This is a genomic window from Aeromonas sp. MR16, assembly GCF_022549315.1.
Lineage (GTDB): Bacteria > Pseudomonadota > Gammaproteobacteria > Enterobacterales > Aeromonadaceae > Aeromonas > Aeromonas aquatica.
The window spans coordinates 34,527-61,495 of record NZ_JAKZFK010000004.1; the positions used below are offsets into that span (position 1 = coordinate 34,527).

20 protein-coding genes and 2 tRNA genes are annotated in these 26,969 nt (G+C 61.8%); 13 read left to right on the forward strand and 9 right to left on the reverse strand.

The window, feature by feature from the left end; all coding sequences use genetic code 11:
* The first annotated feature begins 29 nt into the window (after positions 1 to 29).
* Both MM194_RS05070 and MM194_RS05075 read left to right on the forward strand, forming a co-directional pair.
* Complete coding sequence (locus MM194_RS05070; protein WP_347006495.1) at positions 30 to 1,754, forward strand: autotransporter assembly complex family protein; 1,725 nt, start codon at positions 30 to 32, stop codon at positions 1,752 to 1,754.
* 186 nt (positions 1,755 to 1,940) lie between these two features.
* A complete protein-coding gene (locus MM194_RS05075; RefSeq protein ID WP_241342910.1) occupies positions 1,941 to 5,783 on the forward strand; it encodes a translocation/assembly module TamB domain-containing protein in 3,843 nt (1,280 codons plus the stop codon).
* Positions 5,784 to 5,907: 124 nt separating this feature from the next.
* Here MM194_RS05075 and MM194_RS05080 read toward each other — a convergent pair.
* Positions 5,908 to 5,992, reverse strand: a tRNA-Tyr gene (locus MM194_RS05080).
* Positions 5,993 to 6,038: 46 nt separating this feature from the next.
* A tRNA-Tyr gene (locus MM194_RS05085) sits at positions 6,039 to 6,123 on the reverse strand.
* Positions 6,124 to 6,247: 124 nt separating this feature from the next.
* Between MM194_RS05085 and MM194_RS05090 the strand changes: the two genes are divergently transcribed.
* Positions 6,248 to 6,772 carry a VC2046/SO_2500 family protein gene (locus MM194_RS05090; protein WP_033129334.1) on the forward strand — a complete coding sequence of 175 codons (525 nt, stop codon included), beginning with the start codon at positions 6,248 to 6,250 and terminating at the stop codon, positions 6,770 to 6,772.
* A gap of 73 nt (positions 6,773 to 6,845) precedes the next feature.
* On the opposite strand, the gene raiA is transcribed toward MM194_RS05090, so the two are convergent.
* Positions 6,846 to 7,190, reverse strand: a complete 345-nt coding sequence (gene raiA / locus MM194_RS05095; RefSeq protein ID WP_042641944.1) for a ribosome-associated translation inhibitor RaiA — start codon at positions 7,188 to 7,190, stop codon at positions 6,846 to 6,848.
* A 395-nt stretch (positions 7,191 to 7,585) separates the two neighbouring features.
* Here raiA and MM194_RS05100 point away from each other — a divergent pair, with 395 nt between their 5' ends.
* From MM194_RS05100 to yciA, 5 genes are all read left to right on the forward strand, one after another.
* Complete coding sequence (locus tag MM194_RS05100) at positions 7,586 to 10,093, forward strand: GGDEF and EAL domain-containing protein (protein ID WP_241342911.1); 2,508 nt, start codon at positions 7,586 to 7,588, stop codon at positions 10,091 to 10,093.
* An 84-nt stretch (positions 10,094 to 10,177) separates the two neighbouring features.
* Positions 10,178 to 12,094: a transglycosylase SLT domain-containing protein gene (locus MM194_RS05105; protein WP_241342913.1), complete on the forward strand. Its 1,917-nt coding sequence runs from the start codon at positions 10,178 to 10,180 to the stop codon at positions 12,092 to 12,094.
* Between the two features lie 179 nt (positions 12,095 to 12,273).
* Positions 12,274 to 13,272, forward strand: coding sequence for a LacI family DNA-binding transcriptional regulator (locus MM194_RS05110; protein WP_033129338.1), 999 nt, complete (start codon positions 12,274 to 12,276; stop codon positions 13,270 to 13,272).
* A gap of 245 nt (positions 13,273 to 13,517) precedes the next feature.
* Positions 13,518 to 14,330, forward strand: a complete 813-nt coding sequence (locus MM194_RS05115) for an NAD-dependent epimerase/dehydratase family protein (RefSeq protein WP_241342915.1) — start codon at positions 13,518 to 13,520, stop codon at positions 14,328 to 14,330.
* A gap of 206 nt (positions 14,331 to 14,536) precedes the next feature.
* Positions 14,537 to 14,935, forward strand: a complete 399-nt coding sequence (gene yciA, locus MM194_RS05120; protein WP_241342917.1) for an acyl-CoA thioester hydrolase YciA — start codon at positions 14,537 to 14,539, stop codon at positions 14,933 to 14,935.
* 6 nt (positions 14,936 to 14,941) lie between these two features.
* On the opposite strand, the gene MM194_RS05125 is transcribed toward yciA, so the two are convergent.
* The gene (locus MM194_RS05125) at positions 14,942 to 15,166 is read right to left on the reverse strand and encodes a hypothetical protein (RefSeq protein ID WP_033129341.1); all 225 of its coding nucleotides are present in this window, start codon (positions 15,164 to 15,166) and stop codon (positions 14,942 to 14,944) included.
* A gap of 111 nt (positions 15,167 to 15,277) precedes the next feature.
* Between MM194_RS05125 and MM194_RS05130 the strand changes: the two genes are divergently transcribed.
* The gene (locus tag MM194_RS05130) at positions 15,278 to 16,123 is read left to right on the forward strand and encodes an endonuclease/exonuclease/phosphatase family protein (protein ID WP_241342921.1); all 846 of its coding nucleotides are present in this window, start codon (positions 15,278 to 15,280) and stop codon (positions 16,121 to 16,123) included.
* Between the two features lie 68 nt (positions 16,124 to 16,191).
* Here the strand turns inward: MM194_RS05130 and MM194_RS05135 are convergent, their stop codons facing one another.
* Both MM194_RS05135 and gloB read right to left on the reverse strand, forming a co-directional pair.
* A complete protein-coding gene (locus MM194_RS05135; RefSeq protein WP_033129343.1) occupies positions 16,192 to 17,733 on the reverse strand; it encodes a LysM peptidoglycan-binding domain-containing protein in 1,542 nt (513 codons plus the stop codon).
* Positions 17,734 to 17,802: 69 nt separating this feature from the next.
* Positions 17,803 to 18,567 (reverse strand): hydroxyacylglutathione hydrolase, encoded by a 765-nt coding sequence (gene gloB / locus MM194_RS05140; RefSeq protein WP_033129344.1) that lies wholly within the window; start codon positions 18,565 to 18,567, stop codon positions 17,803 to 17,805.
* 81 nt (positions 18,568 to 18,648) lie between these two features.
* On the opposite strand from gloB, the gene MM194_RS05145 reads away from it, so the two are divergent.
* Positions 18,649 to 19,371 (forward strand): methyltransferase domain-containing protein, encoded by a 723-nt coding sequence (locus MM194_RS05145; RefSeq protein WP_241342922.1) that lies wholly within the window; start codon positions 18,649 to 18,651, stop codon positions 19,369 to 19,371.
* A gap of 31 nt (positions 19,372 to 19,402) precedes the next feature.
* Here MM194_RS05145 and rnhA read toward each other — a convergent pair whose 3' ends face one another.
* A complete protein-coding gene (gene rnhA, locus MM194_RS05150; RefSeq protein ID WP_033129346.1) occupies positions 19,403 to 19,867 on the reverse strand; it encodes a ribonuclease HI in 465 nt (154 codons plus the stop codon).
* A gap of 53 nt (positions 19,868 to 19,920) precedes the next feature.
* Between rnhA and dnaQ the strand changes: the two genes are divergently transcribed.
* Positions 19,921 to 20,655 carry a DNA polymerase III subunit epsilon gene (dnaQ, locus tag MM194_RS05155; RefSeq protein WP_033129347.1) on the forward strand — a complete coding sequence of 245 codons (735 nt, stop codon included), beginning with the start codon at positions 19,921 to 19,923 and terminating at the stop codon, positions 20,653 to 20,655.
* Positions 20,652 to 21,911 (forward strand): TIGR03503 family protein, encoded by a 1,260-nt coding sequence (locus MM194_RS05160; protein ID WP_241342924.1) that lies wholly within the window; start codon positions 20,652 to 20,654, stop codon positions 21,909 to 21,911. The genes dnaQ and MM194_RS05160 overlap by 4 nt, the downstream gene beginning before the upstream one ends.
* Before the next feature lie 70 nt (positions 21,912 to 21,981).
* Here MM194_RS05160 and MM194_RS05165 read toward each other — a convergent pair whose 3' ends face one another.
* Positions 21,982 to 23,499, reverse strand: coding sequence for an HD domain-containing phosphohydrolase (locus MM194_RS05165; RefSeq protein ID WP_241342926.1), 1,518 nt, complete (start codon positions 23,497 to 23,499; stop codon positions 21,982 to 21,984).
* A gap of 176 nt (positions 23,500 to 23,675) precedes the next feature.
* Positions 23,676 to 26,132: an acyl-CoA dehydrogenase FadE gene (gene fadE / locus MM194_RS05170; protein WP_241342928.1), complete on the reverse strand. Its 2,457-nt coding sequence runs from the start codon at positions 26,130 to 26,132 to the stop codon at positions 23,676 to 23,678.
* Positions 26,133 to 26,389: 257 nt separating this feature from the next.
* Here fadE and lpcA point away from each other — a divergent pair, with 257 nt between their 5' ends.
* Positions 26,390 to 26,968 (forward strand): D-sedoheptulose 7-phosphate isomerase, encoded by a 579-nt coding sequence (gene lpcA, locus MM194_RS05175; protein ID WP_241342930.1) that lies wholly within the window; start codon positions 26,390 to 26,392, stop codon positions 26,966 to 26,968.
* Position 26,969: the final 1 nt, after the last annotated feature.

Below are 26,969 nucleotides of genomic sequence, written 5' to 3' on the forward strand. Positions count from 1 at the left end.
AACCGGCGGACAACCGATCGCTCTGGTACATGCTTCGCCGTGGGCTGGCTCCGTGGGGGCTCGCGCTCTGTCTGTTGCTGCTGGTGACTCCCGCCATGGCGGCCAAGTTGACCTATCAGATCAAGGGGGTCAAAGGGGAGCAGAAGGATAACGTCGAAGCCTACCTCAATGCCCTGCCCGTCTATCAGGAGCGTCAGTATCGCACCGCCCGCGCCAAGATCACCGAGAGCGTGCAGCAAGCCCTGCAGGTCTACGGCTACTACCAGCCCAAGATCACCCTGAGCCGCGACAAGCAAGCCCCCGCCAAGGTGGTGGTGGCCATAGAGAAGGGCAAGCCCGTGCTCATCTCGCGCCTCGACATCCTGCTGGAAGGGGATGCGGGCAGTGACGAGGTCTACAGCGAGCTGCTGGACAAGCTGCCCCTCAAGGAGGGGGATCCCCTCAACCATGGCAAGTACGAATCCATCAAGGCGGATCTCGGCAGCCTGGGGCTGGCTCGCGGCTACTTTGACGCCAAGATCAGCAAGAGCCAGGTCAAGGTCTTCCCGGAGCAGGGCAAGGCCGAGATCTTCATCCTGTTCCGCTCAGGCCCCCGCTATCACTTCGGCGAGATCCACTACGATGCGACGCCGGAGGCCCTGCGCCTCATCCGGCCGCTGATCAACATCAAGAGCGGCGACCCCTATCTGGCGATCCGCCTCGCCGAGATGTCGCAGGATGTCTCCTCCACCAAGCTGTTCAAGCAGGTGGACATCAAGCCCATGATAAGCCAGGCCGAGGGCAACCGGGTGCCGGTGCAGGTGACGCTCGCCAACCGGGTCGATCACGAGATAGAGACCGGTATCGGCTATGCCACCGACGTCGGACCGCGCCTGAGCGCCACCTGGGAGAAGCCCTGGGTCAACCGCTACGGGCACAGCCTCTCCAGTACCGCCAAGATCTCGGCCCCGGAGGCGGAGCTCAGCTTCGATTACCAGATCCCGGTGGGCAACCCGCTGCGGGACTATTACTCCCTGCAGGCGGGTTACCAGTACACCGACAACAACGATACCCGCTCCGATCTGGCCACCTTCGGCGTGCACCGCTGGACGCGGCGGCCGGAGAGCTGGGACAGAGACGTCTTCATCCGGTTGGAGAACGAGCGCTACGTGCAGGGTAACGACGAGGGGAACAGCCTGCTGCTGATCCCGGGTGTCTCCTGGTCGAGGCTGCGGGTGCGTGGCGGTCTGGTGCCGGATTGGGGGGATCGCCAACAACTGACGATGGAGTTTTCCAGTCCCTACTGGGGCTCTGACATCAACTTCATGCGGGTGTGGGGGCGCAGCAAGTGGCTGCGGACCCTGGGGGAGGATCACCGCTTCCTGATGCGGGTCGAGCAGGGGGCCATCATCGGCGACGACTTCTCCCTGGTGCCCCCTTCCCTGCGTTTCTTCACCGGTGGCGATCAGACCATCCGTGGCTACGGCTATGAGACCGTCTCCCCGAAGGGGGACGATGGCAAGCTCACCGGCGGCCGTTACACCAGCGTGGGCAGCCTGGAGTACAACTACCGCTTCAGCGAGAAGTGGCTTGGCGCTTTGTTCGTGGATGGCGGTACCGCCACCAACGATTACACCGAGGCCTGGAAGATAGGCACCGGGGTCGGGGTGCGCTGGGTGACCCCCATCGGTCAGGTCAGGCTGGATCTGGCGGTGGGGATCTCCGAGGAAGACAAGCCGCTGCGGCTGCACTTCGCGCTGGGGCCTGAACTATGAGGCAGCTAAATACGCTATTTATTAAAAACTCAGTGATATCCTGCGCTGAAAATATCGCTACTTTCAATTCAATTATGCTGGTTCGGCCGCTGCGGCTGCATTTCTCGCTGGGGTCTGCATCGTGATCTGGATAAAACGTATTTTCTTGTGGCCGACGAGTTTCTCCTCTTCGCAGGGGGTGGCACCGTGATCTGGATAAAACGCATCTTCCTGTGGTTGATGGGCCTCATCTTCCTGCTGCTCATCGGCGTCAGCCTGCTGGGCTTCACCCATCCGGGCAACCAGTGGCTATGGCAACAGGCCAAGTCGGCGCTGCCGTCTCTCAAGGGAGAGCTGGTGGCCGGCCAGCTCGGCTACGGCTGGACTCTGAAAGGACTCGGCTGGCAAGATGCGTTGGTGGATGTCACCATCGAGCACGCCGTGCTGGACTGGGATCTCGGCAAGTTGCTGCAGGGCAAGATCTGGATCAAGTCGCTGGAGGTGACCCATCCTGTGGCCCGGGCGGCCAAGTCCGAACCGGCGGCCGAAGAGCCGACGGCGCCCTTCGTCTGGCGGCCACTGCCGCTGCGTATCCAGATCGACAGCCTCAAGGTGACGGACCTGGATCTCGCCGTGCCGGGGGTGGCGCTGACCCTCAAGTCTCTCGACATAGGAGCGACCCTGGATCGCAAGGGGCTGATCGTGCGGGGGCCCGCGCTCGATGGGCTCAACATCGTACTGGCGGATGCCCCCGAGGAGCCTGCCGACAACAAAAAGTCCGCCGACAAGGCGAAGACGCCCGCCAAGGCGGCGCAGAACAAGGCGGCCACTGACAAACAGGACAAGCAGGGTCAGGATGTCTCCCTGGCGGCGGCCAAGCCGCCCGAGGGGAGCAAGGCTGACAAGAGCAGCAAGAGCAAGGCCGCAAGCAAGCCCGCGCCCATAGCGCTGCCCGCCATCCGCCTGCCATTCCCCATCCAGCTGGAAGGCCTGAGCATCACCAGGCTGCGCTACCAGCAGGGGGAGCTGATCGAGGGGCTCGACACCCTGCTGCTCAGCGCCACGGCCAAGGAGGAGCGCATCGATGTGCGCGAGCTCTCCCTGCGTCACGATATGGCCGATCTGGCGCTCAGCGGCCATGTCCGGCTGGTGGATGATTACCCCCTCTCCCTGACCCTGGATGCCAAGGCCCGCAAGGGGCTCAAGCCGTGGGAACTCGACACCGAGCAGGCGAAACTGACCCTGGATGGCTCTGTCGGCAAGCTGGCGCTGGCACTGCAGGCCAAGGGGCCGGTGGCGGCCAATCTCAAGGGCACCCTGGGGGCGCTGGATCCTGACTTGCCGTTCGAGTTGGCGCTGGACTGGAAGCGCCTTGGCTGGCCGCTGCACAAGCCCGCAAAAGAGGAGCCCAGCTATCAGCTGGACAAGGGGACCCTGAGTGCCAAGGGCAAGCTCTCCGGCTATCAGTTTGCCTTGAACACCGGCGGCAAGGGGACGGACGTGCCCCCCTTCAAGCTGGCCCTGTCCGGCAAGGGGGACCTGACCCAGCTCGAGCGCATCGAACTGCTGCTCAATGCCCTGACCGGGGAGCTCAAACTCGATGGCAAGCTGGCGTGGCGCAAGGGGGTCCAGTGGCAGGGCACCACCGAATTCAAGGAGATCAACCCGGCCGAGCTGGTGCCCGAGATCAAGGGCAAGCTGGCGGGCAAGATAGTCAGCCGCTTCGAGCTCAGCGAGGCGGGCCACTGGCTGCTGACGCTGCCCGAGCTCAAGGTCGAGGGCAAGCTGAACCAGTATCCGCTGGCGCTTAAAGGAGCGCTCAGCGGTAACGACAAGATGGAATGGACCATCCCGGCGCTGGCGCTGCAAAGCGGCCCCAACCACCTGCAGGCCAAGGGCGCTCTCACGGCGCAAGCCTGGAAGCTGGATGCGGATATCGACGCCCCCACCCTCGGCGGCATCTACCCCGGTCTCAAGGGGGACGTCAAGGGACAGGTGCGGCTCACCGGCAGCCAGCAGGCGCCGAGAGTGAACGCCGATCTGGCGTCCGGTCGCCTCTCCTATGCGGGAACAGTGCTAAAAGGGATCGCCATCAAGGGTAATGCCCTGGTGGGAGACAAACCCGCCGGTGAGCTGGCGCTGACGGTGGCGAGCCTGGTACAGGGGACGACGGCCCTCTCCCAGCTTGCCCTGAACCTCAGCGGCGATCTCAATCGCCACGATCTCACCCTGACCATGAAAGGGGAGCCGGTGGCCGCGGATCTGAGTCTGAATGGCGGCCTGCGCGGCGATCACTGGCGCGGTACCCTTTCGACCCTGAAGATGAAGACGCCCCTCAAGCGCTGGGAGCTGATGGCGCCCTGGGCGCTGGATCTGGCGCTGTCCAAACAGCAGCTGACCATGGGGGATCTCTGCCTGGGATCCCAGAAGGCCAGTCTCTGCGTCAAGGGCAGCCAGATCTCCGCGGCCCAGGGCAGCCTGGAGTTTGCCCTCAATGCCCTCGATCTCAAGCGACTGCGCCCCTGGCTGCCGGACAACTTCCGCTGGCAAGCGGTGCTGTCGGCCGATGGCCGTGCCAGCTGGCGTGGCGCCCAGCCGACGTTGCACGCCACAGTGCGTACCACGGCCGGTACCTTCATCGCCGACGAGCTCAAGACCGAGTACCAGCAGCTTGAACTCGGCGTCGATTTCGAACGCCAGCAGGCCGCCATCCGGCTCGACTTTGCCTCCAAGCAGATCGGCAACATCGACACCGATCTGCTGATAAAAGAGCCCGCCGGGCGGGGCCAGTTGTCGGGTCAGCTCAAGTTTGACCAGCTCAAGCTCGCCACCTTCGCCCCCCTGATCCCCGAGGTGCGCTCCTTGCAGGGCTTCATCTCGGCGGATGCCCGCTTCGATGGCACCCTGGCCTCACCCCTGCTGTACGGCGACCTCAACTTGCAAGACGGGGAGGTGCAGACCCACTCCGACATGGTGACCCTCTCCAAGCTGGTGACTCGCCTCAAGATCGAGGGCAACAGAGCCGAACTCGATGGCACCATGATGGTGGGCAAGGGACCGCTCGTGCTGGGGGGCTGGCTGAGCTGGGCCCAACAACCCGTTACCGGCAGCCTCACCATCAAGGGCAAGGATCTGGAGGCGCAATACCCTGGCATGGGCCGGGTGCGGGTGACCCCGGACATCGCCATATCGCTGGGAGAGGAGACCCTGGTCAGCGGTCAGGTGGACATTCCCTGGTCGCGGATCCTGGTCAAGAGCCTGCCCGAGAGCGCGGTGGCCGTCTCCGATGACGTGACCGTGATCTACGATGATCTGCCGCCGGTACCCAAAGCGGCACCGCTACCGATGGAGATCAAGCTCGCCATCCGGCTTGGCGACGATGTCCGGCTGGAGGCCATGGGGCTCAAGACCAAGATGACCGGGGCGCTCAACATTCGCCAGGATCCCTCCAAACCGCTGTCGGGCAACGGTCAACTGGAGCTGAAAGATGGGCGTTTCAAGGCCTATGGTCAGAACCTCATCATCAAGGAAGGCCGCATCCTGTTCTCCGGCCCCATCGATCAACCCTATCTCAATATCGAGGCGAACCGGGATCCCGATACCATAGAGGACAATGTCACCGTCGGGGTACGGGTGACGGGACCGGCGGCCAAGCCGAAGATCACCGTCTACTCCGAGCCGCAGATGGCGCAGTCCGAGCAGCTCTCCTACCTGCTGCGCGGCAAGGGGTTGCAGACCAGCGGTGAGGATGGCGGCTTCAACGGCCTGCTGGTGGCCGGCGCCGTCAGTCAGGCCAACGGGGTGGTCTCCAGCATAGGGGAGTCCCTCGGCATGAGCGATGTGGCTCTGGATACCGCCGGCAGCGGTGACGACACTCAGGTGACCCTGTCGGCCTATCTGCTGCCCGGCCTGCAGTTCCAGTACGGGGTCGGGGTGTTCAGCCCCATCGCCGAGTTCAAGCTGCGCTACGAGGTGCTGCCAAGGCTCTATCTGCAGGCGGTGAGCGGGGTAGCCCAGGCGGTGGATATCTTCTACCGCTTCACCCTGTGAGGAGAAAGGAGTGTGACGACGGGAGGCCTTGGCCTCCCGTTTGCTATTGGCGACGGGTGGCCGGGAGTGAATACGCCGGGGCTAAAAAGCGAAAACCCGGCGCTGGGCCGGGTTGTCTGAAGAATGGTGGAGGGAGAAGGATTCGAACCTTCGAAGGCAGAGCCGTCAGATTTACAGTCTGATCCCTTTGGCCGCTCGGGAACCCCTCCACGGGGTATTTCTCTTTCGATGTGGTACTGCTTTTTTGCACTTGAATGGTGGAGGGAGAAGGATTCGAACCTTCGAAGGCAGAGCCGTCAGATTTACAGTCTGATCCCTTTGGCCGCTCGGGAACCCCTCCTCGAGTGCGAGCGCATACTAACAGATCTGTCGCGCTTGTGAACCCCTTGGCTTTATTTTTAATGCTCAAAGGATCGGGTTGACGGCCGATAAGCAATGAAACCCCCATTTCCAAGATTTATCTCATGCTGCCCAGCGCGATTCGTGATCGACTGCTCGTTGATGAAGCCCAGTTGGGCCAGCGCCTCAACCAGGATCTCCGGCAAGGGGACAGGGCCGACTTCCGGCTGCACCTCGCCCTGCTGAGCGGGGCCGTCGAAGATCAGCCCTGGTTTGGGGCCACGCCGGCGGCGCAGCCGCAAGAGCAGGAATGGCGCAGCCATTTCGGTCTGCCGCCCAAGGCGGCCTTGCAAGGGACTGTGGCGGAGCCCGATGCCAGCGAGCTCAACGAGCGTCTGCAACAGGGGGGGAACATGGTGGATGTGCGGCTCTGGCTGGCGCTGCGCTCGCCCCCGCTGGTGAGCAAGGCGCCGGCCCTGGATCCCGCCATCTACGACAACCTCTCGGCGTTGGGACGTGAGCGCTGGCAGGAGAGACAAGCTGCCCGGTCTCTGGCTTCCTACCCTGGAGGGGAGGTGCCCATGCTGATGCTGCCGCTGCTGGAGGAGTTGAAACTAGGAGTAGATGCCCGCTTGCGCTGGCTGAGTTGAGGAGCTGAGTGGCAGTATGCAAAAAGGCGGGATGACCCGCCTTTTTGCTCAATGGATGAGATGACTGCCCGGATCAGGCGTCGGCTTCGTCAGGCTCCGTCTGGGGAATGTCCTTGCCTGCGGCGGCTGCGCGGCGAGCAAGGGGTTTCTCGGTGTGGCGATTGAGCTGGCGTTCCAGCTTCTGGCCCAGATCCGTGATGGCGGCGTACAGATCCTCGTGCTCTGCCTGTGCAAACAGCTTGCCGTTGGGGATGCCGGCGGTGGCCTCGACGATATAGGTCAAACGCTCCTTGGAGATGATCACATGGGGTGTGATAAGAGGCACTTGAAGACGCTCGAGCTTTTCAAAACGGGATTCGATGCGCTCGCGAATGGCTGGGGTGATGTCGATGATTTTGCTGGTGATTTCGATTTTCATATTGGCCCCCTTTGGGTCGTCTTGCTTGTGTCTTCACCTCCAGATTACCCATGTCGCCAGATTGAAATGTGATCTGCGTCACAAAATAAGGCCTTGGTTATCTAGCGATTTATAAATTGTGAGCTTTTCCCGTTTCATGCCAAAAACCGCTTGAGCTCCACGAAACGGGCAGGCAGTATGAAGAAACTAGGCTCGTCTCTGTCCCCTCTTGGCAGCGCCTTGTGTCGACCTGATGTCTGGTTTTTGCCGCTTAGTTTCGTATTTTCTCTGTCTATCCTCGTCACCGCATCGCAGATTGATTGCCATGCGCGAATGGCGTATGCGTAGAAGCGGGTATTCCTCCCCCTCAAGCGAGCGGGGTGGATAACGTGGTTGCTGTAGTGTTGGAGTCGTAAATGAAGCAACAAGCCACCCAGATGATGTGGTTTTATGATCGGCAGCATGAGCAATGGAGCCTGTCTGATCATGTCTCTTGCCAGCCCTGGCAGGGGGAGGGGGCTCATCCCTGGGCCGGGCAGCTGGCGCAAGAGGATGAATCCGGCTTCGCCGATTTTCTCACCAGACTCTATCACTCGCGTCAACCTGGCCAGTTTATTGGCCACCTCTGCGATGAGAACGGCGCCGTGCACCACGTGCTCTGGAGCGGTCAGTATGTGCCAGCCCAGCAGGTGTGCTGTGGTTGGTTGGCACCGCTGGACGGGGTCCAGGGAGCCGAACTGCCGGACGGCCTGGTGCAACCCTCCCATCAGTTGCAAGATCCCCTGCTGACCCAGCTGGCCCAGGCCCTTTCCGCCAAGACCGGCCTCGATTTTTGCAATACCCTGGTCAACGAGCTCGCCCATATTCTGGGGGCCAATGCGGTCTGGCTGACGGAGCGCGTTGGCCGCGATCGACTCAGGGTGCTGGCGGGCCACGGGATCGACCTCAAAGAATATGCCCTCGCCGACATGCCCTGTCAGCGGCTCTACCGGCAAGATGCCGTCGCCGTGACCCCCATCAGCGAGCCCCTGACCGGCTGCACCGGCCTGCCACCGGGTCAGCACTATTACGCTCAGCCCCTGCTCGATCGCAGGGGGCAGGTCCTGGGCCATCTGGCGTTGCTGTTCCCGAGTCAGACCCAGACCGCGAACCTGGGCTCCGTGCTGACCATCTTCTCGGTGCGCATGGTGGCCGAGCTGGAACGTCTGCAAAGCGATGCGCAGTTGCGCCTGTCGGCGGTGGCGTTCGAAACTCATGAAGGGATCATCATCACGGATCCCGACTTCAAGATCCTGCGCGTCAACAACGCCTTTGGCCAGATCACCGGTTTTGACAACCAGGGCGTGATAGGCCGCTACCTTGGCAACGACCTCTGGTCCGGGCTGGGTGGGCTTGGCTATGAATTCAATGGCCTGGATCGCTGGCAGGGGGAAACCCAGCGGCTGCACGCCGACGGTCATGGCTATCCTCAGTGGGAAATCGTCACGCCGGTGCAGGATGACAAGGGGGGCATCAGTCACTACGTCATCTTCTTTGAAGACATTTCGGAGCGCAAGGCGGCGGAGCGCCGCATCCAGGATCTCGCCTATTACGATGAGCTGACCGGCTTGCCCAATCGCCGCCAGCTGCACGAGACCCTGGCCCAGGCGTTCATGGAGGCGAGCCGCGAGCACCTGATCGGTGCCCTGCTGTTTATCGATCTCGATCATTTCAAGACCATCAACGACTCCCTCGGCCACGCTACCGGCGACTGGCTGCTCAAAGAGGTGGCCAGCCGCCTCAAGCGATTGGTGCGGCAAGGGGATTGTCTGGCGCGGCTCGGCGGCGACGAGTTTGTGTTGCTGCTGCCCTCCCTCTCCATCAGCCCTCCCCAGGCTGAGATGCAGGCCGACCTCATCGCCGAGCGGCTCATCGGCGAGATTGCCGCGCCCTACAGCCATGGCGGCCAGGTGTTGCACATCGGCGCCAGCGTCGGCATCACCCTGTTTCCCGGGCGGGAGCAGGAGGCGGGGGACCTGCTCAAGCAGGCGGACACCGCCATGTATCAGGCGAAGTCGGCGGGCCGCAAGACCCGGCGCTTCTTCGATGCCTCCATGCAGTTGCAGGCCGATCGCCGTCTGCTCATCCACAACGAGCTGCGCAGCGCCCTCAACAACCAGGAGCTGACGCTCCACTATCAGCCCCAGCACATGGTGGAAGGGGGGGACATCATAGGTGTGGAGGCGCTGATCCGCTGGCAACCTCCTGGCCGCGCGCTGGTCTCCCCCGCCGAGTTCATTCCCATCGCCGAGGAGACGGATCTCATCGTCGACATCGGCAACTGGGTGCTGCACGAGGCGTGTGCCCAATATGTCTCCTGGGAGGAGAGCGGGATCCACGTGCCCCAGCTGTCGGTCAATGTCAGTGCCAAGCAGTTCCATGCCCATGACTTCGTCGACTGCATTCACGACGTGCTGGCCGCCACCGGCATGGATCCCGCCTGCCTGAACCTGGAGATCACCGAGTCCGTGGTGCTCGGCCATGCGGAGGACACCATCAGCAAGATGGCCGAGCTCAAGACCCTTGGCATCAGCTTTGCCATCGACGACTTCGGCGCCGGTTACTCCTCCCTGAGCTACCTCAAGCGACTGCCGGCGGACGAGCTCAAGATAGATCGCTCCTTCATTCAGGACATCCCCAAGGATGGCGACAACATGGCCATCGTCGAGGCGGTGATCGCCATGGCCCGTCATATGGGCTTCAACGTGACGGCCGAGGGGGTCGAGTCGCGCCAGCAGCTGGAGTTCCTGCAGGCGCAGGGCTGTCATTTCTTCCAGGGCTATCTCGCCTCCAAGCCGCTGCCTGTGCCCTATCTGGAGCGCTATATCAGCCGACTGACGCGCCACGATCGCAACCCCCAGACCGATAAAAATAGTGTGGCGTAGCCCCCATCTTTAACGGGTAGAATGAAAGGCATGTCACCACCGCCAACGGGCGGTGGTTGTGCCTCTCAAGGGAGAACGCTATTCGTGAAAGCCGTCTGGGGAATCATCTTATCGGCGCTGTGTGTGCCTGGGCTTCTGCCGCAAGCCTCTGCTCAAACCATGGAGCAATCCCTCTATCGTCAGGCCTATGATGCGGTACGGGCGGACGATCAGGCCCGTTTCCAGCAGATCCGTGCCCGCTTGACCCATTATCCGCTGCTGCCCTATCTGGATTACTACCAGCTGGCGTTCCGACCGGGGGCGGCGGACTACGACGACGTGACCCGTTTCATCCGCCAGCACGGGGACACGCCCCAGTCCAACCGGCTGGAGCGCAGCTATCTCACCTACCTGGCCCAGAGCCAGCAGTGGTCCCAGTTCCTGCGCTTCTACCCGGCCAAGCCGAGCTCCACCGACTTGCTCTGCATGCACTATCAGGCGCGCTACTACACCGGACAGCGGACACAAGCCCTGAATGAAGCGGACAAGCTCTGGCTGAGCGGCCAATCCAGGCCCGATGCCTGCGATCCCCTATTCCAGCTCTGGCAACAGGCCGGTCTGCGCACCCAGGATAAGATCTGGCAGCGGATGAAGCTGGCGTTCGAGGCGCAAAATCCCGACCTTATCCGTCACCTCGGCGCCCAGCTGAGTGGCAACCTGAAACCCTATGGGGATCAGATGATCGCCCTGTTTGATCAACCCGCCAGGGCGATGAACCCGGCCAACTTCACGGCGGCGCCCCAATCCAGACACCTGCTCGCCCTGGGGCTGGCCCGCTACGCCAATCAGGAGCCCGAGGCCGTGTTGCGCCAGTTGGGGGAGATGAAGCGTCGTTTCGGTCTGAACCAGACCGAGGTGGCGGCCGTGGAGCGCGCCGCCGCGCGCCGTCTGCTGCTGGACAGATCCCCCGCCCAGCGTGGCTGGCTGGATGGGACCCTGGCGCGCAGCAAGGATGGCGAGTTGCTGGAGCTAAGAGCGCGGCTCGCCATCTGGGAAGAGGATTGGCGAGGGCTCGAAGGCTGGGTCAAGAAGATGCCCATGGCGCTGCAGAAGGAGGATCGCTGGCGTTACTGGCTGGCTCGCTCCCTCGAGGTGAAGGGGCAGCAGAAGGCGGCGCGGGATCTCTATCTCGAGACCGCCAACCTGCGCGGCTTCTACGGCTTCATGGCGGCCCAGCGCACCGGCGTACCCTATCGCATCAAGAACCAGAGCTCGGCGCACAAGGTGCCGGACTGGCGCACGGCGAGCAGCCGCTGGCCCTTCCTGCTGCGGGTGCGCGAGTTGCTGGACATGAACGAGATCACGGCGGCACGCTCTGAGTGGATCCATAACATGGATCGCAACCCGGTGGCCCAGCGCCTCGAGTTTGGTCACATCGCCCTCAATCAGGGCTGGCATGAGCTGGCGATCCTCTCCAGCATCCGGGCCGAGGCCTGGGACGCGCTCGACTTGCGCTTCCCCTTGCCGCTCAAGCGCACCTTCTCCCAGATGGCGCAGGAGCGCACCATGAACACCAGCCTGCTCTACGCCATTTCCCGCCAGGAGAGCGCCCTCTATCCGCTGGCGCAGTCGCCGGTCGGGGCACGTGGCCTGATGCAACTGATGCCGGCGACTGCCAAGGAGACGGCCGCCAAGCTGGGTGTACCCTATCGCAACGAGCAGCAGCTGTTCGATCCGGCCATGAACATCCGGCTCGGCAGCGCCTACCTCAAGCGCTTGCTGGATGTGTATGACGGCAACCGGATCCTGGCGGCGGCGGCCTATAACGCTGGGCCCGGCCGGGTCAAACGCTGGCGCGATCAGAGCGAGAACAAGCCGATGGACGTCTGGGTGGAGAGCATTCCCTATCGGGAGACGCGCAACTACGTCCAGAACGTGCTCTCCTTCGATCTCATCTATCAGCACAAGCTGCAGCAACCCCTGCGTTTCATGTCGGAACGCGAGCTGAATCACGCCTATTGAGAAGGGGAGGCAGTCGCCGCGGCGGTTGCCTCCCATTCTTGCCTCAAAATGGTTATCATCCCTTAAGCTTTGTTACAAAAGGAAACCTGCCAGGTGATCGGGCACCGCATCTTGGGCTGGCAGGTTCGATACAATAGCCCGATCAACACAGACAGGTTTCCCCAACAAAGGAATTGAGAGTGGCAACGATCAAAGATGTGTCTCAGCTGGCGAATGTGTCCATTTCGACGGTGTCGCGAGTCATCAACAACACGGCGCAGGTCGCCCCCGAGAAGCGCGAGGCTGTTCTCGCGGCCATGAAAGAGCTGAGTTTCCGTCCCAACAGCTTTGCCCAGGCCCTGGTGAGCAAACGTTCCAACTGCATCGGCGTACTGGTAGGGGATCTCTGCGGTGGCCCCTTCTTCGCCCAGATGATGCGCGGCATCGAGAGCATGGTCGACAAGGCGAACAAGTTCACCATAGTGGTGTCCGGCAACCACGATGCGACCCGTGAGCGGCACGCCATTCAGGCGCTGTTGCAGCGCCAGTGTGACGCCCTGATCCTGCACAGCAAGGCGCTGCCGGATGCCGAGCTGATCGAGCTGGCGACGGGCTCCACTCCCATCGTCTTCATCAACCGCCAGGTGCCGGGTTGCGAGGATCGCTGCGTCTGGCTGGACAACCAGGCGGGCATCACCACCGCCTGTCAGCACTTGCTGGATGCGGGGCATCGCAAGATTGCCTTCGTCACCTCGGATGACGAGGCGTTCGTCGATGGTCAACAGCGGATGGCGGGCTACAGGGTTGCCCTGCAGCGAGCCGGCATCGAGCTGGATCAGTCCCTGATCGGTCGCGCCTATGCCGATGAGAAAGGTGGCTATGTGGCCATGAGTGAATTGCTGGAGCGCGGTGTTGAGTTCAGCGCCGTGCTGGGCTTCAACGACGCCATGGTGGCGGGGGCCATCTCCTGTCTGCTGGAGCGCGGCTACAAGATCCCCCAGCAGGTGTCAGTGGTCGGCTTCGATGACATTCCCTACGCCCGCTACATCTACCCCAAGCTCACCACTGTGCGCTACCCCATCGAAGAGATGGGCGAGCGGGCCGCTGAACTGGCCTTGCGGCTGCTGGATCACAAGCCGGTCGACGGCCTGGCACTCAAGTTCGAGGCAGAACTGGTGCCCCGCGAATCCGTCGCCTGAACAAGAAATTGGCCCTGAACGGGCCAATTTATTCGTAAAACATTGAAAGCGCTTTCAGAAATCCTTTTCAACTGTGATCCGCTTCAAAGCTTTTTGACCGCGCTGCCACTAGGATAGGCCCACGAATTAGGAGCGTGCGCTCCCGATTTTCCCGCTGTGGGAGGTAACTGGTTAATCCAGCTATTTCCTTCGTTACTTTCGACGGTCATCATGGATGGCCGTTTTTTTTTGCCAGGATTTTACCGATGACAGTCGAGAGTGAGTATCAGACGGGAATAGTGGGGGCTGGCTGGCTGGGATTGCCGCTGGCGAAGGTGCTGCAGGTGCAGGGTCAATCGGTCGCGGTGACGGTCAGCTCGAGCGAGAAGGCCGCGCGCCTGGTGGCCGAAGGGATGCCGGCCTGGCCGCTGCAACTGTCGGCCCAGCTGGACGCCTTGCCGTTTCACTGCCGCGAGCTGGTTGTCTGCGTGCCGCCGAGCAAGACGGAAGATTACCCGGCCGCGGTGGCGCGCCTGTGCCAGCTGGCCAGGACGGCGGGCACGCAGCGGGTGCTGTTCATCAGTGCCACCTCGGTGTGGGCACCGGGGCAGGGGGAGGACGAAGCCCCTCAACCTGCTCATGCTCGCGGGATGCGAATGCTGGCCGCCGAGCAGGGGGTGCTGGGCGCAGGTTTTGAGTGCGCCATGGTGCTGCGTCCCGCCGGTCTCTATGGCCCGGATCGCCATCCCGGCCGTTTCCTCGCGGGCAAGACGCTGGCGGGGGGCGCTCAAGCGGTGAACCTGGTGCACCTGGACGACGTGGTGGCCGCCTGTCTGCTGATGCTGGCACAAGGGCAGGATGGGGACGCCTATAACCTGAGTGCCCCTGTGCACCCCAGGCGCGAGCAGCTCTATCCGTTTGCCTCGCGCCTGCTCGGGTTGGCGCCGCCGATCTTCACCGAGCCGAGCGGCGACTTTGCCCCCATCGAGGGGCAACGCATCTGCCAGCGGCTCGGCTTCGTCTACCGCTGGCCGGATCCGGCCCACTGGTTTGCCGAACAGGCAGCACAATCAGATTGAAAAAAGATGGGGCTCAATATTATCTGCTGCACTCCATCCAAGAGCTTGGCGGGTAATTGCGATTTGCCAAGGTCGGGATCGCCCCCTATCATGCCGCCACCCATATCCTGAGTGCGGTCATGCGGCGCTCTATACCCGGCCTGCCTCGATGGGACGCCGGGTTCTCGCCGTCATACCGCCATTCATACCAGTCATAGAGAGTCGTAATGATGGTCGATACCAAGCGTCACCCCGATGGGGAACTGCTGCTGAGAACCCTGGCAATGCCAGCCGATACCAACCCCAATGGCGATATCTTCGGGGGCTGGATCATGTCCCAGATGGATATAGGTGGGGGCATCATGGCCAAGGAGCTGGCAAAGGGGCGCATCTGTACCGTGTCGGTCGAGGGCATGACTTTTCACAGTCCGGTCAAGGTGGGGGATGTGGTGTGCTGCTACGGCCGCTGCCTGAAGATCGGGCGCAGCTCCATGCGCCTCAAGCTGGAAGTCTGGGTCAAGCCGGTGCTGCGGGAGAATGAAGCCCAGCGCTACTGCGTGACCGAGGGGGTCTTCACCTACGTAGCCATCGACGATCAGGGTAAATCCCGTCCCGTCCCGGTCTGATCCTGCTCAGATGATCCGGGCGCTGATGATGGATATTTCCTGCTCAAGCCCGGTTTTTTGCCGTATCATGCGCTCCAGCATCTCTTCCGAGCCAACGCAGTGCTGGGCGTCAAACAGGCAGAGATCGCACTGGGGATCCCGCCTGATCTGGTAAACGGTGGAGAGCTCCACTTGATGACAAGTTCCTTGTTGATCATAAAATGTCACGCGGTACTGGTGCTGTCTCGCCATTGCGGGATCCCTCATGGATGAGTCGGGCCGGACACGAATAATGAGACTAGTCGGCGACCATGACACTTGTGTTGGTCATGGCCGATTGCAGAGGCAGGTGATTGTTAGCCAATGAAAAATAGTTATCGGATTCTGGGGACTTCCCTGCTGACGCTGGGACTGGTCGGTTGTTTCGAGGTGCCTGATCAGGATCATCTGGTCACGGCGGCGGGCATAGTGCCCGGCGTCAACTGCCAGCAACCGCCGCTGGTGGCGCTGGCGTCCACCGCCTTGCCCCGCGAGTTCGGCATCACCGTCTGGAATCTCTACAAGGGTCAGCGCAAGAACTGGCGCGAAGGGCTGGACGAGTACGCCAAGTCCCAGGATCTGGTGCTGCTGCAGGAGTCGGTCACCCGACCCGAGATGCTGGACTGGCTCAAGACCGGTGACTTCCAGTGGCAGCAGTTGCAAGCCTTTACCCAGGGGGGTGTCTCCTTCGGTGTCATGACGGTGGCCAAGACGCCACAGGCCTTCGTCTGCGGCGTGCGCTCCCCCGAGCCACTGCTGCGTATTCCCAAGTCCGGCTTGGTGAGCCTGTACCCCTTGCAGGGCGATCCTGACGGTGTGCTGGTGGTGAACCTGCATGCGGTCAACTTCGAGCTGGGCATGGCGACCTTCCGCGAGCAGATCAACGATCTGACCGCACTGATCCATCGTCATCAGGGCCCGGTCATTCTGGCGGGGGATTTCAACACCTGGAGCGACAAGCGGGAATTCTGGTTGAACAAGTTGGTGGGGGAGCTCGGCCTGCAGGAAGCCATCCCGGTGCCGGATCTGCGCCGTACCGCCTTCGGCCGCCCGCTGGATCACCTCTACTACCGCAACCTGGATCTGGTGGAAGTGAGTTCACCTGCCACCGATGCCTCGGATCACAACCCCATCATGGCGCGCTTCGCGGCTCAGGCCATCACGCCCTGATCGGGCCGGATGGCAGACAAAAAAATACCCCGCACCAGGCGGGGTATTTTTTTATCGGGTCTCAGCCATCAGCTGTTGTTCTTCACGAACAGGGTCAGTTCCTGACCCGGCTTGAGGTTGTCACGCTTGCCGAGCTGATTCCAGCGCATCACGTCGTTGACGGCGACCTGGAAGCGGGCGGCGATGGAGGAGAGGGAGTCTCCGCGACGGACCTGATAGACCATGGACTTGTTGCTGCCCTTGCCCTGCTTGGGCCAGACCACCAGTTTCATGCCCGGCTTCAGGGCCGACTTGGCATTCAATCCGTTCCACTTGGCCAGATCGGTGTGTGCCACACCGTGCGCCTGGCTGATGCTCCACAGGTTGTCACCGGAGCGCACCTGGTAGCTCACCTTGTTGCCACTGCGGCTGGCCAGCTGCTGCGGCTTGCTCTGGGCGACCTGGCTCGACGTGCCGCCGTTGGGGATCACCAGGCTCTGGCCACGGCGCAGGTTGGTGCCACGCAGGTTGTTGGCGAGCTTGAGCTGCTGCACGCTCACCCCGTGGTTCTGGGCGATGCGGGAGAGGGTATCGCCGCTGGTGACCTGATAGGAGCGCACGCCACGGGTGCGTTCACGCTTGGGCAGGTCGGCCAGCGCCAGCTCCAGGGTGTCGGCATATTCGACAGGCACCAGCAGGTTGTAAGGCCCCTGCGGCGACGTCGTGCCACGCTTGAGCGCGGGATTGAGGGCCTTGAGCTGGGAGGCTGATACCCCCGCCAACTGGGCGGCCACGTTCAGATCGATCTGACCACCGGTGTTGATGGTCCGCAGCTGTGGCTTGTTGGCCAGCACAGGCAGGGGGACATTGTACTTGTCCGCGTTGCGGATCATGTCCGCCATGGCCAGGATCTTGGGCACATACATCCGGGTCTCGCGGGGCAAGTCCAGGGACCAGTAGTCGGTCGGTCGACCGGCCTTCTGGTTGCGGATGATGGCGTTGCGCACCCGGCCTTCACCGGCGTTGTAGGCGGCCAGCGTCTGCAACCAGTCACCGTCGAAGAAGCGGTTCAAGTATTCCAGATAATCCAGCGCCGCATTGGTGGACGCAATCACATCGCGACGGCCGTCATACCAGTTGTCGTGGCGCAGGCCGAAGTTTCTGCCGGTGGCAGGCACAAATTGCCAAAGACCGACCGCATTGCTGCGGGAGCGGGCATTGGGATCGAAGGTGCTCTCGATCATGGGGATGGTAATAAGCTCCATTGGCAGCTCACGCCGTTCGATTTCCTCTACCATCAGATACAGGTAGGGCTCAGCCCGGCTGGCAATGGTCGCCATATGCTTATCATTACGCAGTAACCAATCACGCTGTTGGCGGACCCGGGCATTATCATGCGAGTCCAGCTGCATATCATCGCTGATACGCACCCACAGGTTATCGGTGTCATCCATCTCTTCTAACTGCTCGTCGCCGAACAGCATTCTGGAAGAGTGTTTCTTGTACGTTTTCTTGCTGACTTGGGGGGATTTGATCGGCTCGATTGCCGTTACCGCCCGGTCATCCTGATGGCTCAGGTTTTGACAGCCGCTGAGAAACAGCGCTGCCAATAAGGCCGTTCGTAGCTTCATCTCGCTCAGGTCATCTATTGAAAAACAGCTCGCATCATAAGGGGCAATGGCCCCCTGATCAAGGTTTGTTCAAAAAACGTCCTTCCAGCCCCGCAGCACGGCGAAGGTATCCTCTGGATTTTCCAAGCATTTAAGGGCGTATTTCTCAGCAGAAAATCTCACGGAATCCTGCTCGCAGCGTATGAAAACGTTGAAATGCCGTTCATCCCCCAGCCGAGAAGGGAGGCTCGGCAGACCCTGTTGGCGCAACTTGCTGATCACCCCGATCCGCTGCTGGATCGCCAGGTTGTCGGGTTCGACCGCGTGGGCGAAACGCAGGTTGGAGAGGGTGTACTCATGAGCACAATAGAGGAGGGTGTCATCGGGCAGGGCCGCGAGCCGTTGCAGTGAATCGTGCATCTGGGCCGGGGTGCCTTCGAACAGACGGCCGCAGCCGGCGGAGAAGAGGGTATCGCCGCAAAACAGCATGCCCTGACCGTGGTAGGCGATGTGACCCAGGGTGTGGCCGGGCACATGGATGACGTCCAGGCTCAGGCCATGCCAGTTGATCTGATCGCCATCTTCCAGCCACTGGCCGTGATGGTCCGGCATGGGATCCAGTTTCGGGCCATAGAGGCGGGCATGGGGGAAGTGGTGAAGCAGCTCGAGCACGCCGCCCACATGATCGCGATGGTGGTGGGTCAACAAGATGGCGTCGAGCTCTAGCCCCAGGGCCTCGAGCCGTTCCAGCACGGGCGCCGCCTCGCCCGGATCGACAACCAGGCAGTGATTCTCGTGTCGGATCAACCAGATGTAATTGTCACTGAAGGCTGGAACTGTGATGACGGTATACATGAGTCGGTTTCTCTTTGTGTTCTCTTTATGGGAGGGATCTTATATAACAGAATGGCGTTTGAACCCCGGATTGGTCCCATTATGCAGCTGGCACGTACCGAACAACAGATCGAGATCCCGACCAGCTGGTCGGCGCTGCCCATGGGGGATTGGGTGGCGGCCGAAATCCAGGAACGGCTCGATAACTGGTGCCCGCACCTGTTTGGTTATCATCTGCTGAAAATTGGCGCCCTGAGTGCCGAGCTCTCCTGCGGGAACTCCTCCATCCGTCATCAGATTGGCATTGCCCCCGACGGCAGACCGCTGGATATCAAGGGCGATCCCCTGGCCTTGCCAGTACGATCCGGCAGCGTGGATGCCTGTCTGCTCGCCCATTGCCTCGATTTTTCACCGGATCCCCATCAGGTGCTGCGCGAGGCTGAGCGGGTGTTGACCGAGGATGGCTGGCTCATCGTCAGCGGCTATAACCCCGCCAGTCTGGTGGGGCTTGGCCATTACCTGCCGGTGATGCGCCAGCGTCTGCCCTGGTCGGCGCGCATGTTCACCCCGCTGCGGGTGACCGACTGGCTGCAGTTGCTGGGGTGCGAGGTGATGTTTGACGAGCGCTTCGGCTTCTCTTTTATGGGCAAGCAGAGCCGGATCGGCTGGTGGCGAGAGAGTCTTGGGCAGGACTATTGCCGGCCCCTGGCCTCGGTCTATGTAATAGCCGCCCGCAAGCGGCGCTTTCCCATCACGCCGGTGCGCCGTCGCTGGCGTCTGCCCGAGTCGATAGCGGCGCCGGGCATGGCGCGTCAGGGCTGGTAGCAGGCGTTAATAGCCGGGCGGCACCAGAGCCTCAGGGTTGATAGCCCGTGTCTTCGGCGAGTTGTTTGCCGCTGGCGGCATCGCGTGCCAGTACATCGCAGCGTTCGTTCTCCGGGTGGCCGGAGTGTCCCTTGACCCAGAGCCACTCTATCTGATGGCGGCTTGCCTCCGCATCCAGCGCCTGCCAGAGATCCACGTTCTTGACCGGTTGGCGGTTTGACGTCATCCAGCCTTTCTTCTTCCAGCCGATGATCCACTGGGTGATCCCCTGGCGCACATACTGGCTGTCGGTGGTGAGGCGAACCAGGCAGGGCTCGTTCAGGGTACGCAGTCCCATGATGGCGGCCATCAGCTCCATCCGGTTGTTGGTGGTCAGCCGATAGCCTCCCGCCAATTCCTTGCGATGTTTGCCATAGACCATGACGGCGCCATAGCCACCGGGGCCCGGATTGCCGAGACAGGAACCATCCGTATATAAATCAATCTGTTTTTGCATGGTGCTTGAGGGTAAACTAGCGAGTAAAACCGAAGTTTGACATAGATTGGATCATGAACACACCCCAACTGAATCGCCAGATCATTCTGGATACTGAAACCACAGGTATGAACACGGCAGGCGGTCCCGTCTACCTCGGGCACCGCATCATCGAGATCGGCTGTGTGGAGGTGATCAACCGCAAACTGACCGGCAACCATTTCCATGTCTATATCAAGCCGGATCGACTGGTGGACCCCGAGGCCATCGCGGTGCACGGTATCACCGATGCCTTCCTGGTCGACAAGCCCGCCTTTAGCCAGATAGCGGACGACTTCATCGAGTTCATCCGCGGCGCCGAGCTCATCGCCCACAACGCGCCCTTCGACGTGGGCTTCATGGACTACGAGTTCAGCAAGCTTGGCCTGAGCTTCAAGACGGCGGATATCTGCGGCATCACCGATACCCTGGCGATGGCGCGGGATCTCTTCCCCGGCAAGCGTAACAACCTGGACGTGCTCTGCGATCGCTACGGCATCGACAACTCTCACCGCACCCTGCATGGGGCCTTGCTCGATGCGGAGATCCTGGCCGACGTCTATCTGCTGATGACGGGTGGCCAGACCAAGCTTAATCTGGCCAGCGAGAGCAGTGAAAACGACAGCAACCAGGACACCGGGATCCGCCGGCTGGAGAGCAACCGCCCGCCGCTCAAGGTGATCCGAGCCAGTGACGAGGTGGTGGCGACTCACGAGGGACGGCTCGATCTGGTGCAGAAGAAGGGAGGCGCCTGCCTGTGGCGGCAATGAGTCCATTTTGGGGCGGGTTGCTGCTGGCCTCGCTGTCGCTCCCGATGGCGACCATGGCCAACGAGGTGTTTGCCCCCTCCGACATTCCGCTGCTCGACAACCGCTTTCGCATCGATTACGGGGTGAAGGAGATCACCTTCATCATCAAACGCAAGCCGGGTACCCCCTCGGTGATCCTGGTGCAACCCGATGGCAGCAAGCTCTATGTGGGCAAGGTCACGCCACCGGACGTAGGCTGGCTGGCGCAGCAGGATCAGGATCTCATTACTGTCCGCAATCCCATGGCGGGCCCCTGGCAAGCCATTGGCGGGATCGACCCCGATAACCGGGTGCGGCTGCTGTCTGACATCCGGCTCGAGAGCGAGCCGCTGCCGTCCCGACTCTATCAGGGGGAGCTGGTCAAGCTGCAATCCCGGCTGCTGATCGATGGTGCGGCGCCCGGGGCTGGCTATTACCTCTCCGATCTCGGCATGACGGTGACGCTGCAGCAGTTTGGGGAGGGCGACCCGAGCGGGGAGCCTCTGTTTGAGGAGACCCTTGGCCGCTATCTGGACGATGGCAAGGGGCTCGACGAGGTGCCGGGTGATGGCGTCATGACCGCCGAGGCCGTGCTGGACGTCCCGGCCGGCAAGTATCGCGCCCTCTACAGCACCGGCAACCAGGTGTTCTCCCGCGCTCAGTCACAGCAGGTGCTGCTCTATCCCTGGCCGGTCAGTTACACCCTGGCGGCGCCCTCGGGTGAGGCGGGGGCCAAGCTCTCCTTGCTCATTGATGCCGACGAGCTGGATCCGGCCTCGGTGGCTATCCAGGGCAAGGCCGTCAACAGCACGGGGGAGAGCCTGGCGTTCAATGCGGTGGCGAGTGAACCTCGCATCAGCATCGATCTCCCCACCCTCAAGGCGGTGGGGCAGTACAAGGTCGAGGCAACCCTGTTTGGCACGACCCGGCTCGGGCGTGAAATTCAACTGCAGCTGCCGACCAAGTCGTTCAACATACTGCCGGTGCTGGCACCCGAGCCCTCTGCGGCCTCAGCCACCCCGGTGGTGACACCGGTCGAGCCGCAACCTGAGGAGCAGGACAGCAGCTGGCTGCCCTGGGCCTTGGGAGGCGGCGGTGTCCTGTTGCTGCTGCTTGGGGCGGGCGGCTTTATCGTGCTGCAAAAGCGCCGGACCCTGCACAAGGCGATGGCGGCGCAAAAGGCGCAGGGCGAGGCCGCACCTGCGCCCACGCTGGACCTGAACCTGCCGGAGCAGTAGGCCTAACGCTGGTTGTGAAAAAGCCGCCCGAGTGGGCGGCTTTTTCATGAGAAACCAGCACCAGGGCGGCTCAGTGCGCACCTATATAGATGTCCTTGTGCTGTTCGCGGATGTCGAGAAACTTGTCCAGATTGGCCAGCATCAGCGTCACCAGCTGCGGGTCGAAGTGCTGACCCCGTTCGGTTTCGATAAGCTCCAGCACGCGATCCAGCGGCCAGGCCTGCTTGTAGCAGCGATCCGATCCCAGGGCATCGAACACGTCGGCCAGCGCGACTATCCGCCCCTCCAGCGGGATGGCCTCGCCCCGGAGCCCGCGGGGATAGCCGCTGCCATTCCATTTCTCATGGTGGCTGCCGGCGATGGTGGCGCCTATCTGGAACAGCGCCAGATCGCTGCCGGAGAGCATGTCCTGCCCCAATTGCGCGTGGGTCTTCATGATCTCCCACTCTTCCGGTGTGAGCTTGCCCGGCTTGTGCAAGATGGCATCCGGGATCCCCACTTTGCCGATGTCGTGCAGGGGAGAGGCGCGTTTGATGAGTTCGCAGCGCTCCTCGTTCATGCCGAGCAGCTGGCAGAACAGCTCGGTATAGAGTGCCACCCGCTTGACGTGCAGGCCGGATTCCTTGGAGCGGGTTTCCACCAGTTCACCGATGCGGTAGATGATCTCGCGCTGGTTGTCGCCGATGACCTCGTTGAGCCGGATGTTTTCCAGCGCCACTATGATGTTCTCGGTAAACAGACTCAGCAGGCCTGTGTCCATCTGGTTGAGGGGGCGGAAAGTTTCGATGTGGAACAGCAGGTGGTGGCGGGCATTCTGGCAGTAGAGCACCATCTGGTTGCCGTCGTAGACGTTGGCACCCCTGGTCATGGCGTGACGCAGAATGACGGGTGCCTCGTTCAGTCGCAGGGGCGGCTCATCGCTGAGCAGGGGTTCGAGCTCCTGATCCCGGACCTCGTAGGCCAGGTGCTTCACATCGTAGATCTGGGAGTCTTCCAGATTGAGCAGGGCGCTGAGCTGGGTCTGGGCCCCCTCGACGAACTGACGCAGTGCCCGTTGCTCGAAGATCCCCTTGGACGCCTCTATGACCTTCTCCAGTCCCTGTCGATTGCTCTCCAGGGTGCGGATATCCCGGTAGGAGCGCAGGCTGGCGCGCAGCAGGGTGCGCAACTTCTGGGAGGTGAGCTCGGTCTTGTCTTTGTAGTCGTTGATGTCGTAGTTGGTGACGACGTCATCCTCCGGTGCCTGACCGGGCTGGCCGGTCCGCAGTACGATGCGCACCATCTTGTTTTGCAGCTCGTCGCGTACGAACTTCACCACCTCGAGACCGGCGTCATCAGCCTCCATGACCACATCGAGCAGCAGCAAGGCGAGATCCGAGGTCGTGGCGAGCAGCGCCTTGGCCTCGGCGGCCGAATAGGCGTGCAGAAAATCAATGGGCTTGCCGTCGAATTCAAATTTGCTCAGGGTGATCTTGGTGATGCGGTGCACTTCCGGCTCATCATCCACAATCATCACCTTCCAGCCGGCTTGTCGCGATACGGGCAGGGGCAGATCGTCGTCGTCAATAATCAGGATTTGATCATCCATTATGCAATCCTGTTTGTGATCCTGTGCATACCTTAACTGCTTCATTAAAGATAGGAAACGGATAGATTTACAAAATTTGATCCAGCTGGCGTCTCTTTTTTCTCCTCGGTAGCACGAGTGATTCAGGCATAAAAAACGCCTCCACGAGGGGGGCGTTTTACTGCTCAGGGTCGGACTCAGGCTGCTCTGTGATAGGCAGATGGCTCGAACAGCGACTTGTTGGCGACCAGGTCGATGGGGTCGAAGTCATCGACGTTGATGGTCTGCAGGCGGCTCTGTTCGGCGCGGCGCAGCAGCTCGGCCTCGGCCGGGTTGATGACCCCCAGCGCCAACCCCTCGTCGGCGACCTTGTCCAACTGGGTGAAGGGGCGCTTGCGACCGTCTGCCTTGCAGATCTTCTCGAACAGTGGCTCGGCGGCCAGCACGTCTTCGAGCGCCTGCTCCAGCAGGCCGAAGGGATTGCCCTCCTCGCGGGTGAGGTACTGCCCTTCGGCCAGACGGCTACGGGTGGCACTCGGGGTTTGCAGCAGGCGGGCGACCTGTTGGTCCAGCTTGTCGCTCGGACGCTTCAGATCGCGACCCAGCGGCAGCACTATGACGCGCAGGGCCAGCCCAATCCAGCGGTTCGGGAAGTTGCGCAGCAACTCATCGATCGCTTCCTGCGCCTTGAACATGGCATCTTGCAACGCCCAGTGCAGCAGTGGCAGATCCGCCTGCTGGCGCCCCTCGTCCTGATACCGCTTGAGGGCGCTGGAGGCCAGATAGAGCTGGCTCAGCACGTCGCCGAGACGGGCGGAGACCCGCTCCTTGCGCTTGAGCTCGCCGCCCAGGGTGCCCATCGCCATGTCGGACAGGAAGGCGAGGTTGGCGGAGAGGCGGGTCAGTTGCTGATAGTAACCCTTGGTCCCGTCCTTGAACGGCGCCGCCGCCAGCTTGGCGCCGGTCAGGCCGAGCCAGAAACTGCGCACCAGGTTGCTGATGGCGAAGCCGACGTGGCTGAACATCGCCTTGTCGAACTCCTTGAGCGCCACTTCCTTGTCCGGGTGGCTGGCGGCCAGCATCTCCGGCAACACATAGGGATGGCAGCGGATGGCGCCCTGACCGTAGATGATCATGCTGCGGGTCAGGATGTTGGCCCCCTCGACGGTCACCGCGATGGGGGCGCCCTGATAGCCCCGAGCCAGGTAGTTGTTCGGGCCCATGCAGATCGCCTTGCCACCGTGGATGTCCATGGCATCGATGACGCACTTCTGGGCACGGTCGGTGAGGTGGTACTTGACGATGGCGGAGATGACCGAGGGTTTCTCCCCCAGATCGATGCCGGTGACCGTCAGCTTGGCGGCGGCCCCCATGATGTAGGCGTTGCCACCCAGGCGAGCGAGCGGCTCTTCGATCCCCTCCATCTTGCCGATGGGCAGCTTGAACTGGCGGCGAATGCGGCTGTAGGCGCCGCTCGCCAGGGCCAGCATCTTGACGCCGCCTGTGCTGTTGGAGGGCAGGGTGATACCGCGGCCGACCGACAGACACTCCACCAGCATGCGCCAGCCCTGGCCGGCCATGGCCGGGCCGCCGATGATGAAGTCGAGCGGCACGAACACCTCTTCACCGCGGGTCGGACCGTTCTGGAACGGCACGTTGAGCGGGAAGTGACGGCGGCCAATCTCGACTCCCTTGATGTGAGTCGGGATCAGGGCGCAGGTGATGCCGAGATCGATTTCTTCACCCAGCAGGTGATCCGGGTCACGCAACTTGAACGCCAGTCCCAGCACGGTGGCAATGGGGGCGAGCGTGATGTAGCGCTTGTTCCAGGTCAGGCGCATGCCGAGCACCTCTTCCCCTTCCCATTCGCCCTTGCAGACGATGCCGAAGTCCGGGATGGAGCCCGCATCCGAACCCGCTTCCGGGCTGGTCAGGGCGAAACAGGGGATCTCCTTGCCAATCGCCAGACGCGGCAGGTAGTGGTCCTTTTGCTCCTCGGTGCCGTAGTGTTGCAGCAGCTCGCCCGGCCCTAAGGAGTTGGGCACGCCGACGGTGGAGGCGAGCACGGCGCTGGCGCCGCACAGCTTTTGCAGCACGCAGGACTGGGCATAGGCGGAAAATTCCAGGCCACCGTACTTCTTCTTGATGATCATGGCGAAGAACTTGTGGTCCTTCAGGTATTGCCATACCTCGGGGGAGAGATCGGCGCGCTCGTGGGTCACTTCCCAGTCGTCGACCATGCGACAGACTTCTTCGACCGGGCCATCCATGAAGGCCTGTTCCTCGGCGCTGAGGGTGCTGACCGGAATGGCGTGCAGCTTTTTCCAGTTCGGGTTGCCGGCAAAGAGGTCGGCTTCCCACCAGGTGGTGCCCGCCTCGATGGCCTCTTTCTCGGTACGAGACATTTCCGGCATGATGGACTTGTAGATCTTGAACAGGGGTCTGGTCAGTTGATTACGGCGAAACTCCACCAGATTCAACGGGATGGCAACCAGGGCGAACAGCGCCCACACCAGCAGGGGAACCTGGCCATAGAAGGTGCCGATGACCAGGGCGACAGCCGTGGCAAGCGTAGAGGTGAGCAGAGACGCCCGGCGATAAGCCATGGCGCCGATCACCAGGATCACTCCGAGCAGAGTGAGGGTCGTCGTCATTTTTTGCTCCTTGCATGAGTTGCCGAAGTTGGGTGCTAAGTGAATGAACTGATCCAGAGGTCTGACCTGTTGGATGTGGCCTCTGTTGTAATTCATGTGCACAAAATTATCAAGATGTTTACAACTCGGTTACCTCCCGGCCGTGAGCGAGCTAACGCAACCGGCTTTCCCCCTGCTGGCCGGGGGGCGACGGCGGGATTGGCTTGTGCGACAATGCGGAACCCTATGTTGGACGATACAAAGAGACACCAGACGCCATGTACCAAGAACTTATCCGCAATGAATTGACCGAAGCTGCCAGCGTGCTCCAGGCATTCCTGGCCGATGAGCAGAACCTGAAGAGCATAGAGGCGGCCGCCCGCCTGCTGGCCGACTCCTTCAAGCAGGAAGGCAAGGTGCTCTCCTGTGGTAACGGTGGCTCTCACTGCGATGCCATGCATTTTGCCGAGGAGCTGACCGGCCGTTATCGGGAGAACCGTCCCGGTTACGCCGGCATCGCCATCTCGGATCCGAGCCACCTCTCATGTGTCTCCAATGACTTTGGCTACGACTATGTGTTCTCCCGCTACGTGGAAGCGGTCGGTCGTCGTGGCGACGTGCTGCTCGGCATCTCCACCAGCGGCAACTCCGGCAACATTCTCAAGGCTATCGAGGCCGCCCATGCCAAAGGCATGAAGGTGATCGCGCTGACCGGCAAGGACGGTGGCAAGATGGCCGGTCTGGCGGACGTCGAGATCCGGGTGCCGCATTTTGGCTATGCCGACCGCATTCAGGAAATACACATCAAGGTGATCCATATCCTGATCCAGCTGGTCGAGAAAGAAATGGCCAAGTAAT

What these genes read in the sequence shown, in the direction of transcription:
- MM194_RS05070 (WP_347006495.1), top strand. Translation starts at nt 30, where the DNA reads ATGCTTCGCCGTGGGCTGGCTCCGTGGGGGCTCGCGCTCTGTCTGTTG.
- MM194_RS05090 (WP_033129334.1), top strand. Translation starts at nt 6,248, where the DNA reads ATGCTGCCCAGCGCGATTCGTGATCGACTGCTCGTTGATGAAGCCCAG.
- raiA (WP_042641944.1), bottom strand. Translation starts at nt 7,190, where the DNA reads ATGAAAATCGAAATCACCAGCAAAATCATCGACATCACCCCAGCCATT.
- MM194_RS05100 (WP_241342911.1), top strand. Translation starts at nt 7,586, where the DNA reads ATGAAGCAACAAGCCACCCAGATGATGTGGTTTTATGATCGGCAGCAT.
- MM194_RS05115 (WP_241342915.1), top strand. Translation starts at nt 13,518, where the DNA reads ATGACAGTCGAGAGTGAGTATCAGACGGGAATAGTGGGGGCTGGCTGG.
- yciA (WP_241342917.1), top strand. Translation starts at nt 14,537, where the DNA reads ATGATGGTCGATACCAAGCGTCACCCCGATGGGGAACTGCTGCTGAGA.
- MM194_RS05125 (WP_033129341.1), bottom strand. Translation starts at nt 15,166, where the DNA reads ATGGCGAGACAGCACCAGTACCGCGTGACATTTTATGATCAACAAGGA.
- MM194_RS05130 (WP_241342921.1), top strand. Translation starts at nt 15,278, where the DNA reads ATGAAAAATAGTTATCGGATTCTGGGGACTTCCCTGCTGACGCTGGGA.
- MM194_RS05135 (WP_033129343.1), bottom strand. Translation starts at nt 17,733, where the DNA reads ATGAAGCTACGAACGGCCTTATTGGCAGCGCTGTTTCTCAGCGGCTGT.
- gloB (WP_033129344.1), bottom strand. Translation starts at nt 18,567, where the DNA reads ATGTATACCGTCATCACAGTTCCAGCCTTCAGTGACAATTACATCTGG.
- MM194_RS05145 (WP_241342922.1), top strand. Translation starts at nt 18,649, where the DNA reads ATGCAGCTGGCACGTACCGAACAACAGATCGAGATCCCGACCAGCTGG.
- rnhA (WP_033129346.1), bottom strand. Translation starts at nt 19,867, where the DNA reads ATGCAAAAACAGATTGATTTATATACGGATGGTTCCTGTCTCGGCAAT.
- dnaQ (WP_033129347.1), top strand. Translation starts at nt 19,921, where the DNA reads ATGAACACACCCCAACTGAATCGCCAGATCATTCTGGATACTGAAACC.
- MM194_RS05160 (WP_241342924.1), top strand. Translation starts at nt 20,652, where the DNA reads ATGAGTCCATTTTGGGGCGGGTTGCTGCTGGCCTCGCTGTCGCTCCCG.
- MM194_RS05165 (WP_241342926.1), bottom strand. Translation starts at nt 23,499, where the DNA reads ATGGATGATCAAATCCTGATTATTGACGACGACGATCTGCCCCTGCCC.
- fadE (WP_241342928.1), bottom strand. Translation starts at nt 26,132, where the DNA reads ATGACGACGACCCTCACTCTGCTCGGAGTGATCCTGGTGATCGGCGCC.
- lpcA (WP_241342930.1), top strand. Translation starts at nt 26,390, where the DNA reads ATGTACCAAGAACTTATCCGCAATGAATTGACCGAAGCTGCCAGCGTG.